Consider the following 10,636-nt stretch of genomic DNA (forward strand, 5'->3'; position numbering starts at 1 on the left):
AGCCCGTAGTGAAATCTACAGGCTTTGAGCAAAAGATGATTGGCGGCGCTTCGCGCCGCCAATCATCTTTTGGGGCAACAGCTATGGCGACAGCTTGTAAATTAAGGCTGCCGTGGCATGTGGGATCTCTGATGGTTTGAGCTTAGTATTAATCTTGCCTAATCCTTCTTCAGTACCGATCAATACCTGTTGGTTGTTGATGAGCAAATTGACCACCGAGCTACTGGGCAGATTATATACAGATGCTGTAATTTCTCCATTGTAGGTATTGGCAAGAACTAAACCATCGCGCATACCAATCCACAGTTCGCCATTTTTATTACTGGCGAGGGCGACAATATCGCGTCCTGTCACCGAATTAATACGGGCGATCGCCTTATTGTTATTCGGATTAATTTCGTATACATTGCGTGGTGTTCCCGCCCAAATTTTTCCCGCTGGGTCAATGGTTAAAGCTTGGACAATTTGCCCCGATACGTAGGGAATTCTAGCGATGATTTTGGCAGTACCAGGATTAATCTTAAACAAACCATTTAATGTTCCCACCCAAATATTGCCCGCATTGTCGATCTGCATTACATTAGCGGCTGTTCCAGGAATGTCGGGCAAACGGGCATAGGTTTCGGAATTATAGGGACTAATGCGCGTCATGCCTTGATCGGTTCCTACCCAAATAAATCCCGCCCGATCCATCGCTAAACTGAGAATCCGACTTGAAGATAGCTGGATGGCAATATTTTCAATCTTGCCAGAGCTGGGTTCAATTTGATATAGCCCCGCAGTCGTCCCCACCCAAAAATAACCACGATTGTCTTCTAATAATGTCGTAACAGTCGAGTTTGGTAAGGATATAGAAGCGATCGCCGTTCCAGAGCGGGAATCAATTTGCCTCAGTCCTTGCCAAGTACCGATCCACAACCTGCCCTGATTATCGACTAGGGTCGAGCTAATCCTGCCATCTAGATTTGATGAGGGATTGCGGGCAAGGTAAAGGCTTGTTGCTGTATTTATTGATGAGAGCGTCTGAGGACTGTCAATATTAATCGCCTCAAGAGGATTAACTAAGCCACAGGTCAACGTATATAAACTTGCTAAATTACTTACTAAACTAACAGTTATTGCCAATAAAAAAGTTTTAGCCCTATCTCTTGATATGTTTTTTGCTGCCAACATCTTTAATCACCTCACTACACCCTGTTGACACTCTTGATTCAGTGTCCTTTTAAGCGTCAGATGTTAACACAAGAGTTTGCGATCGCCACACCAATTTTAGCTTTATCCCCATTTAAGGTTGCATGACGTTATTTAAGGCTATATAAGGCTCTAAGTAGGTGGGCATAATTAAAAACCAGAACCAAAAGCTGTAGCGCACGCTGTGCGTGATCTACAGCTTTTGGGGTTTTATATTTAATTGCACCTAGATACTTAACTTTAGGGCTTAACTTTAGGGCTTGGTTTTAGGGCTTGGTTTTAGGGCTTGGTTTTAGGAGCAGTCGAAGGAGGGGGAACTTCGGGCTGGACGGGCTGTGGTGGTGGTTCTAGAGGAGCGGGTTGTTGGGGTGGTGGCTCTACCGGAGTTGCTACGGGGTTAGTGGTTACAGTAGAGGGTTGAGTAGTCTTTTGGGGCTGAGGTTCGGGCGTAGAGTTAGTATTATTAGCGGGTGCGGGACTACTGGTCGCATTGGGCAATGGGGTTTCAGTGGTTTTAGCCGCTGTAGTATCTTCCTTTGGGCGTTCGGGCTTATCATCACGGCGATCGTTGCGATCGCTATTAGCCGCCCCAGAAGTATAGGTAACCTTGTTGCGATTCGGGCTTTCGCTAGGCTTGGGTAAGTCAGAGCGACGAAACTCGATTTTGTTTGCTTCCTTGACAGAAGCCGTTACGCCAAATTCCGATGTAATTTGGGGCAGGCTAGCCAACTGAGTACTAAACCCAAAGATAAGTGAATTATTGGCAATGCTTTTGGCAATACTTTCTTTGTCAAGGCGTTTGGGAGTTGTTGCCTTGCCGTTAGCTTTGATGCTAATTTCTTCACCCTTACCGAGCGTTACAATTTCGGAAGTACTTTTTAGCAACACTGTAACCGTCCCATCTAGGGCAATTACCCGACGATCCTCTGCTGCCTTGGTAGGAATTTCTACGTATAAAGTGCCATCGTTACTAGAAATTTCACCAAAGGGAGTTTGGATTTGAGCGGGGGCTTGACTATCTTTGGCTGCCCATGCGACCAAACGTCCGTTGTTAAATTCAACTTGATTTTGGGGTTTGAGGGTTAGACTCGATTGCCCACCAATGCGAATAATTGCCCCACTGCGTAAAGTTACTTGGGCAGTTGAGGAATCTTCGGTACTGACGCTTTCATTTACTTTGAGGGGTACACCAACGGTTGCAGGTCTGGGGGCATTGGAGTTGATGTATTTAACCCGCACTGGATAACTGCGAATTTCACTGATTTCGGCGATCGCTTCCGTCGGTAAAGCCTCAGAGCTAAAAGGTTTAGCTGGCTGATTAAATGCACAACTAGGCAGCATTACAGCTCCTAGAGATAAGACGAAAAGAGGCAAAATTCGTCCAGAGATTTTAGATAACTGCCAACGCTGCATCGTAAATTTTTTGTAGAGTCTACAAAGCCAGTTTTTTCGCTATACTAGAAAGTCTGGTTAAAACCGTAAATTCTAATATATACATATTAGTTCTAACATCGTTGTTTGACCATAGCTATCAGTAATTCTAATTATGATTGATGAAAGAGTGCTGATGGCAGACTTTCATGGATCTCAATCTATCTTCAAACGAGTAAGAGTCAAAAGCACATGGCAAAGAGTAATTTGCAGGTCATGCTGACCAAAAATGTTACAAAATTAGGTAAACTCGGCGACTTAGTATCGGTAGCACCGGGTTATGCTCAAAATTTTCTCATACCTCAGGGTTTAGCTATTCGTGCTACCTCAGGTGTGGTTAAAGAAGTTGAAAGACGTAAGGAAGTCGAACGTCAACGTTTGATTGCCATTCGTCAAGAAGCCGAAAGCCGTAAGACTGCGCTCTCGACCATTGGCGGTTTTATTATCAAGAAAAAAGTTGGTGAAGGTAATGCGATCTTTGGTACTGTTACCGATCGCGAAGTCGCTCAGTTGATTACCGCGAAGTCGATGTTAGAAATCGATCACCGTGATATTACAATCCCTGAAATCAATCAAACAGGTACTTTTGATGTTTCGATCAAGCTTCATGCTGAAGTCACCGCAACAATCAAGATCCAAGTTATTCCCGAATAATTTAACTAAAAAAAGGGCGACGCAATGCGTCGCCCTTTTTTTGCTGCCTTTTTTTGCTGCCTTTTTTGGTCGCCTTTTTTGGTCGCCTTTTTTATTGACTCCCTTCCCACTAAAGAAATAGACATATATAGCTGCTGCTAGTCTTGTTAGGATAAAATTACGCCCAAAAAGAGGATTGCCGCGCTCCGCGCAGCAATCCTCTTTTTGGGGTTATATCCTGATACATGACGGCAGCTATTTCTTGACTGGAAAAGCAGTAGCTATCGCCAAATGTATTAGGAACCCAATAAAAGAATTGCGGCACTTCGCGCCGCAATTCTTTTCATTCTTTTATTGATGACAGCTTAAGAAGCAAGCTTGCGTATATTTGCCAGTTCTACTGCTAAGGCGATCGCTTCGATCGTACTGGCGGGATCGGCGATGCCCTTACCTGCGATATCAAAGGCAGTACCGTGATCGGGGGATGTCCTCACAAAGGGCAATCCAATTGTGGTATTCACCGCCCGATCAAAGGCTAAAAGCTTGACGGGAATTAAACCCTGATCGTGATACATCGCCAGATAAGCGTCATAACCAAGGTCAGTGCGATCGCGATCATGCCAAGCCTTGGCAGGATTGAGCCACATGGTATCGGGAGGAATGGGGTTGCTAAGTTGGACATTGGGGTGTTGTTGGCGATAGCGCTCGATCGCAGGTTGCAGCCATTCCAGCTCCTCCCGTCCCAGTTGTCCCTGTTCACCACTATGGGGATTGATCCCCGCGATCGCAATGCGCGGGTTAGCGATCCCAAAGTCCCGCCATAGCGATCGTCTTAATAGTTCTAATTTTTGCTCGATCAGTTCGGGGGTGAGCCTCTGCGTGACTTCTTGTAAAGGGATATGGACTGTGGCTAGCAAAGTCCTCAATACCCAGTCGGTATGGGGAGACTTGCCCACAAACAACATACCAAAATCATCAACTTGGCTGCGCTCGGCAAGCAGTTCTGTTTGCCCAGCATAGTGATGTCCCGCTTGTTTCCATGCTGACTTGGAGATCGGGGCGGTGACGATCGCATCAAAATCTCCCGCCAAGGTTGCCGTGATCGCGGCATCTAGATAGGCAAAACTTGCTGCCCCACTTGCCCGATTGCCGATCCCCAAGGCAATATCGCCCTCGGTGCAAATATCGACAATCTCTAAGTACTCAGGATCAGCAAGCGGCAGATTGCTATGATTTATTAACAAATTATAGGTTTCTTGCAAGTAACGGCGATCGCCAAAGATCGTGAATGTAGCCTCTAAACCACGTAAATTACGGGCTAAAGTACGATCTAAAGAGGCATCTAAATTCGGCTCTAAAGCACCATCTAAATGGCGAGTGGCAAGAGACTTTAGAATGATTTCCGTACCAATTCCTGCGGGATCGCCTATAGTGAGAGCTATTCGCGCTCTAGAGCTAGAATGAGATTTTGCTACAGAGCTTATATGGGAATTCCGCAGAGTATTCATTAAGTCAATTAAGTAATTCTCCAAAATTTTAATACACGCGATAAGATCGTGATCCGCCGTTAGCCCTCTTGACCACCACCAACGATGTCAGTTGATATTTCCTTAGAAACCCTCTGGAATCAAGTCCTCGAACTGCTTGAAAGCCAACTTAGCCGTCCTACCTATGAAGGATGGATCAAGACAGTTGTGGCGGATGGGCTTACGGCCGATCGCTTGACCATTCGTACGCCCTCTCTTTTTGCCAAAAATTGGCTGCATAAGTATTATTTTCAAAATATTACCGATGCGGTTACCGAGATTCTTGGCTATCCTGTCGAAATTCATATCGTCGCGGCTCCTAGTAGTGATCCGCCCACGGGACAACCCGAACTCAATCTAAATCTTGATGGTAGAGATGAAGTTAGTCAGGATGGGATGCTTGAAACAGCGATCGCCGCTGAGGCTGTTCAGGCCATGGCAGCCGCCATTCCCCCACCGCCCCTTGATAATGGTCAGAGTAATTCTCAGACCGAGAGTAATGGCAATGCACCGCGCCCTAGCAACCTCAATCGCAAGTATAATTTCAATCGTTTTGTAGTTGGCTCCACCAATCGGATGGCTCATGCGGCAGCTCTGGCTGTATCCGAAGCGCCTGGGCGTGAGTTTAATCCCTTATTTTTATGTGGTGGCGTGGGCTTAGGCAAGACCCATTTGATGCAAGCGATCGCCCATTACCGTCTGGAAATCGATCCGAAAGCCAGAATTGCCTATGTATCTACGGAGCAGTTTACGAACGATCTAATCTCGGCAATTCGTAAAGATAGTATGCAGAGATTTCGGGAGCTATATCGCGAGATCGATATGTTGATCGTCGATGATATTCAATTTATTGAAGGCAAGGAATACACTCAAGAAGAATTTTTCCATACCTTTAATACGCTCTATGAAACGGGCAAACAAATTGTATTAGCGAGCGATCGCCCTCCTGCGCAGATTCCCCGTTTACAAGAGCGTCTTTGCTCGCGCTTTTCGATGGGTTTGATTGCCGATATTCAAGTTCCCGATCTGGAAACCCGTATGGCAATTTTGCAAAAGAAAGCCGAATACGACAACCTCAAAATTCCCGCCGATGTCCTCCATTACATCGCCGCCAGCTACACTTCCAATATTCGCGAATTGGAAGGAGCGTTGGTGCGAACCGTTGCCTATATTTCGATTTCAGGGCTGCCCATGACGGTGGAAAATGTCGCGCCCGTGCTTAATCCCCCTAAAGAACCTGTGGAAGTTTCGGCAGAGATGGTTTTAAGTGTGGTTACAGAAACTCTAAATATCGATCTAGCCGATCTGCTGGGCAATTCTCGCCGCCGCGAAATTAGTCAAGCCCGTCAATACGTGATGTATCTGATGCGCCAACATACGAATCTCAGCTTACCCAAAATTGGCGAGGCAGTCGGTGGTAAAGACCATACTACGGTCATGTATAGCTGCGAAAAAGTCGCTCAATTGCAGTCCACTGATGGGGATATTGCTCAGTTATTACGCCAATTAAGCGATCGCATTTACCTAGTTGCCCAAACTAAAAATTAGGGATAATTCATAGCGATTCAAAACCCAAAAGATGAGTAGCAGCGCTTCGCGCTGCTACTCATCTTTTGGGTTTTCTGCCCTAAGCAAAACTTACGTTGCTACAATACATGTACAAAAAATTTACCTGTCTTGATTAATTCAAACTTTTATGGCTAGCCTTCCTTCTCTTACTGGTGCTGAAATTCGGTCAAAATTCCTCAGGTTCTTTGAGGAGCGTGATCATAAGGTATTGCCTAGTGCCTCGCTCGTCCCTGCCGACCCGACTGTATTACTGACGATCGCGGGAATGCTACCATTTAAGCCAATTTTTTTAGGACAGCAGGAGGCGGAAGTCCCCCGCGCTACGACATCTCAGAAATGTATTCGGACAAATGATATTGAAAATGTCGGCAGAACGGCCCGTCATCATACATTTTTTGAAATGTTAGGCAATTTCAGCTTTGGCGATTACTTCAAAAAAGAAGCGATCGCTTGGGGATGGGAATTAGTCACGAAAGTATTTCAATTACCGCCCGATCGCCTAGTGGTAAGTGTCTATCACACCGATGAGGATGCTTTTGCGATTTGGCGCGATGCGATCGGTATTCCCGCCCATCGGATTCAGCGGATGGGTGACGATAACTTCTGGGCATCGGGAGCGACAGGGCCCTGTGGTCCATGCTCGGAAATCTATTTTGATTTTCATCCTGAATTGGGCGACGATGCGATTGATTTAGAAGATGATTCGCGATTTTTAGAGATTTATAACCTCGTATTCATGGAATTAAATCGCGAAGCCGATGGTAGTCTCACCAAACTCAAAAAGCAAAATATTGATACGGGCTTGGGATTAGAACGGATGGCTCAGGTATTGCAAGGCGTTCCCAATAATTACGAAACGGATTTAATCTTCCCAATTGTCAAAAAAGCAGCCGATCTGGCAGGGCTTGATTATCACCAGAGCGATGAAAAGGTAAAGACTTCGCTGAAGGTGATCGGCGATCACGTGCGTTCGGTCGTCCATATGATTGCTGATGGTATTAATGCTTCCAATGTCGGTCGTGGTTATGTCATGCGTCGTCTATTGCGGCGTGTGGTGCGGCATGGACGCTTAATTGGCATTTCTGGAACCTTTGCCTCGGAAGTAGCAGAAGTGGCGATCGCCCTTTCGGAATCCGTCTATCCCAATACCCGTGAAAGGGAAAAAGTCATTAAAGACGAAATTCAAATAGAGGAAACTCGCTTCTTACAAACCCTAGAGAGGGGCGAAAAACTACTAGTAGAAATCCTCGAAAAAGCTGCATCTCAATCGAGCAAGACGATCTCAGGTGTAGATGCTTTCACGCTCTACGACACCTACGGATTTCCATTTGAACTCACCCAAGAAATTGCGGAAGAAGAAGGCTTTGTTGTCGATGCGGAAGGATTCGATGCGGAAATGAAGAAGCAACAGGAGCGATCGCAAGCTGCCCATGAAGACATCGATCTGATGGCAAAGGATAGCTGGGTAAATATTGCAAAGGAAATTGGGAAAACGGAATTTCTCGGTTACAAGGAACTGAGCAGTTCGGCTCAGGTGAAAAGGATTCTGGTTAATGGAGAGTCCGTAAAAACGGCGATCGCAGGTAATAAGGTTCAAATCGTCTTAGATCGCACTCCTTTTTATGCCGAGTCAGGCGGACAGGTAGGAGATAAGGGCTATCTCGCCATTGGTGAAGCGATCGCCCAGATTAGTGATGTCCAGAAGCAAGCCGATTTATTCGTTCACATCGGACAGATAGAACGGGGTGAAATCACGGTCGGGGATCATGTTAACGCTCAAATTGCTGTATCCGATCGCCGCCGCATCCAAGCGCATCATACCGCCACCCACCTATTACAAGCCGCTCTCAAAAAGATCGTCGATCCTAATGTTTCCCAAGCAGGTTCTCTAGTTGATGGCGATCGCCTCCGTTTTGACTTCAATCTCAATCGAGCCGTGACTGCGGTCGAAATTCAGCAAATCGAGCTGCAAATCAATAACTGGATTGCCGAAGCCCATGATTCGGTAATTGAAGTGATGCCAATTGCTCAAGCCAAGGCTAAGGGAGCGATCGCCATGTTTGGCGAAAAGTATGGTGCTGAAGTTCGCGTCATGGATATTCCTAACGTATCAATGGAACTTTGCGGCGGCACTCATGTAAAAAACACTAGCGAAATTGGTTTATTTAAAATCATTTCGGAAGCTGGTGTTGCCTCTGGGGTAAGGCGGATCGAAGCGATCGCAGGGCAAGCAGTCCTCGAATATTTAACTGTCCGCGACAATATCGCCAAGGATTTAAGCGATCGCTTCAAGATTAAACCCGAAGAAATTAGCGATCGGATTACAGGGCTGCAACAGGAGCTTAAAAATGCCCACAAAGAGGTGGAAACTCTCAAACAAGAATTAGCACTCGTCAAAGCTGATACCCTCATCCATGAAGCCGAAGCGGTGGGTTCCTTTAAGATCCTAGTTGCCCAACTTCCCGATATCGAAGCAGAAGCTCTTAAAGCTGCTGCCGAAAAACTATCGGCAAAGTTAGGACATAGTGCGGTCGTCCTTGGGTCTTTTAGCCCAGACGGAAAGGTGACATTGGTTGCCTGCTTCAGTAAGGAGGTCATAGCGAAAGGACTGCAAGCTGGTAAATTTGTCGGTGCGATCGCTAAGATCTGCGGCGGCGGCGGTGGCGGTCGTCCCAACGTCGCCCAAGCTGGTGGCAAGGATGCGAGTAAGTTGCCAGAAGCGCTTGAAGTGGCTGAAACTCAATTAAGACAGGTTCTTAGCAATTCTTAGTTTTTTATTTTTTCTATGTTTTATAGCTGTCGCCACGTTATAGGACAAAAAATCGAAAGGGTGATTGGCGGTGCTTCGCACCGCCAATCACCCTTTCGATTTTCCAAACTGATTTTATAGAGTTTAATAACTATGCTGACGAATATCAAAATGTTAATGGCAGCTTGTAAAAAGTTGTCCTTTGACTATGAGATCTTGCATCCCAATCAGAATTTAGTCAAAGTTAAGCTGGACGATCGCGCAGTTTACTTCACTAACTATGCAACGCCATTGACTCCTCAATCTGTTGCCGAAATTTTTAAAGACAAACAGTATTTTTATCAAGTTTTCCAAGATGTGGTGAAGATGCCGCGCACTATATCTTATATTTCTCCCTATTGCGATGAAAAATATAAAGAGTATTTGCAATTTTCCTCTATTGACGAAATTCTGACGGAAATCGAGAAACATTTTGAGTTGCCACTCATTTTAAAAAGAAATCGGGGTTCGGGGGGAAGCAATGTTTTCAAATGCCACGATCCGCAGCAAATGAGAAATGCTTTAAATACCATCTTTAATATTAATTCTAAGAGTTATGACTATGTTGCCCTCGCTCAAGAGCCGATCAATATTGTGAAAGAATATCGCTCTGTCTGTCTCAATGGCGAACAGATAATTTTGTATGACAAGGATTTCTCGCAGGCAGAATTTACGGGCAATCTCAGCCCTTTACATTGGGAAGGAGCGATCGCCAAAAAAGTAACCGACCCAGAAACTTTAGAGGCGATCGCTAAGTTTATTCAACCGATTTTCCAGAAAATGCCGATCACCTACGTTGGGCTAGATGTGGCGCTAGATGATCGGGGTAAGTACTGGTTAATCGAAGCAAATTCCCATCCTAATTTTGATATCTTCATTCGAGACAACGGAGAAGATGCGATCGTGAATCTTTTTGAAAGGATTTTAAAGTATCTAAGCACACCAGCATTGTAGCTGCCGTCAACTATATCAGGAAAACCCAAAAATAGGGTTGCCACGCTGAGCGTGGCAACCCTATTTTTGGGTTTATTTTTGTCCTAACAAAACTGGCGGCATCTATAAATCATAAAAAAGAGAGAGGGAAGCGCATAACACTCCCCTCTCTCTTTTTCTATGGAAGAAGAATTACATTAAGCCAATTTGAGAAAGAATACCTTGACCAGTGAGCAACTCTGTTGCCAAACCGATAACGAAGCCAAGCATTGCAAGACGACCGTTCCAAGTTTCAGCGAAGTTGTTAAAACCAAATTTGGGTTCTGTAGTAGTGTCAGACATTGCAATAATCTCCTTTGATGTTTAGACTGTTAACTTTGAAGATAAGAATCTTTGCTTGTCTTAATAATACTTTATATTTCTTAACGGTCTATCCTACTAAAGATAGATTCGATCAAGTTATACCAATTCACGAAAGTGTTGTCACACTTTCGTGAATTAAAAAAACGTCAGTTCGGGTTAAGCTGGCAAATTTTAAAAGCCCAAAAATAAAAGCCTTGCTACG

General features: G+C 45.2%; 8 protein-coding genes. 4 read left to right on the top strand and 4 right to left on the bottom strand.

The window, feature by feature from the left end:
• Positions 1-81 precede the first annotated feature (81 nt).
• Positions 82-1,125 (bottom strand): ligand-binding sensor domain-containing protein, encoded by a 1,044-nt coding sequence (locus tag PSE7429_RS17870; RefSeq protein WP_158467652.1) that lies wholly within the window; start codon positions 1,123-1,125, stop codon positions 82-84.
• Between the two features lie 345 nt (positions 1,126-1,470).
• A complete protein-coding gene (locus tag PSE7429_RS17875; protein ID WP_040689395.1) occupies positions 1,471-2,604 on the bottom strand; it encodes a FecR domain-containing protein in 1,134 nt (377 codons plus the stop codon).
• Positions 2,605-2,814: 210 nt separating this feature from the next.
• Between PSE7429_RS17875 and rplI the strand changes: the two genes are divergently transcribed.
• Entirely contained in the window at positions 2,815-3,276 is a 462-nt protein-coding gene (rplI, locus tag PSE7429_RS17880; RefSeq protein ID WP_009628719.1) for a 50S ribosomal protein L9, read from the top strand.
• A 344-nt stretch (positions 3,277-3,620) separates the two neighbouring features.
• Here rplI and pdxA read toward each other — a convergent pair whose 3' ends face one another.
• Positions 3,621-4,763: a 4-hydroxythreonine-4-phosphate dehydrogenase PdxA gene (gene pdxA, locus PSE7429_RS17885; protein ID WP_009628720.1), complete on the bottom strand. Its 1,143-nt coding sequence runs from the start codon at positions 4,761-4,763 to the stop codon at positions 3,621-3,623.
• A gap of 84 nt (positions 4,764-4,847) precedes the next feature.
• Between pdxA and dnaA the strand changes: the two genes are divergently transcribed.
• The 3 genes from dnaA (at position 4,848) to PSE7429_RS17900 (ending at position 10,092) form a co-directional block, all read left to right on the top strand.
• Positions 4,848-6,329 carry a chromosomal replication initiator protein DnaA gene (gene dnaA / locus PSE7429_RS17890; RefSeq protein ID WP_009628721.1) on the top strand — a complete coding sequence of 494 codons (1,482 nt, stop codon included), beginning with the start codon at positions 4,848-4,850 and terminating at the stop codon, positions 6,327-6,329.
• A 148-nt stretch (positions 6,330-6,477) separates the two neighbouring features.
• Positions 6,478-9,120 carry an alanine--tRNA ligase gene (alaS, locus tag PSE7429_RS17895; protein ID WP_009628722.1) on the top strand — a complete coding sequence of 881 codons (2,643 nt, stop codon included), beginning with the start codon at positions 6,478-6,480 and terminating at the stop codon, positions 9,118-9,120.
• Between the two features lie 132 nt (positions 9,121-9,252).
• Positions 9,253-10,092, top strand: a complete 840-nt coding sequence (locus PSE7429_RS17900) for an ATP-grasp domain-containing protein (protein WP_009628723.1) — start codon at positions 9,253-9,255, stop codon at positions 10,090-10,092.
• Between the two features lie 171 nt (positions 10,093-10,263).
• Here the strand turns inward: PSE7429_RS17900 and PSE7429_RS17905 are convergent, their stop codons facing one another.
• The gene (locus PSE7429_RS17905; protein WP_009628724.1) at positions 10,264-10,413 is read right to left on the bottom strand and encodes a chlorophyll a/b-binding protein; all 150 of its coding nucleotides are present in this window, start codon (positions 10,411-10,413) and stop codon (positions 10,264-10,266) included.
• Positions 10,414-10,636 lie beyond the last annotated feature (223 nt).

The organism is Pseudanabaena biceps PCC 7429, from assembly GCF_000332215.1.
GTDB lineage: Bacteria > Cyanobacteriota > Cyanobacteriia > Pseudanabaenales > Pseudanabaenaceae > Pseudanabaena > Pseudanabaena biceps.

Coding starts and splice junctions, on each gene's coding strand:
- PSE7429_RS17875 (WP_040689395.1), bottom strand. CDS start 2,604: ATGCAGCGTTGGCAGTTATCTAAAATCTCTGGACGAATTTTGCCTCTT.
- rplI (WP_009628719.1), top strand. CDS start 2,815: ATGGCAAAGAGTAATTTGCAGGTCATGCTGACCAAAAATGTTACAAAA.
- pdxA (WP_009628720.1), bottom strand. CDS start 4,763: ATGAATACTCTGCGGAATTCCCATATAAGCTCTGTAGCAAAATCTCAT.
- dnaA (WP_009628721.1), top strand. CDS start 4,848: ATGTCAGTTGATATTTCCTTAGAAACCCTCTGGAATCAAGTCCTCGAA.
- alaS (WP_009628722.1), top strand. CDS start 6,478: ATGGCTAGCCTTCCTTCTCTTACTGGTGCTGAAATTCGGTCAAAATTC.
- PSE7429_RS17900 (WP_009628723.1), top strand. CDS start 9,253: ATGCTGACGAATATCAAAATGTTAATGGCAGCTTGTAAAAAGTTGTCC.
- PSE7429_RS17905 (WP_009628724.1), bottom strand. CDS start 10,413: ATGTCTGACACTACTACAGAACCCAAATTTGGTTTTAACAACTTCGCT.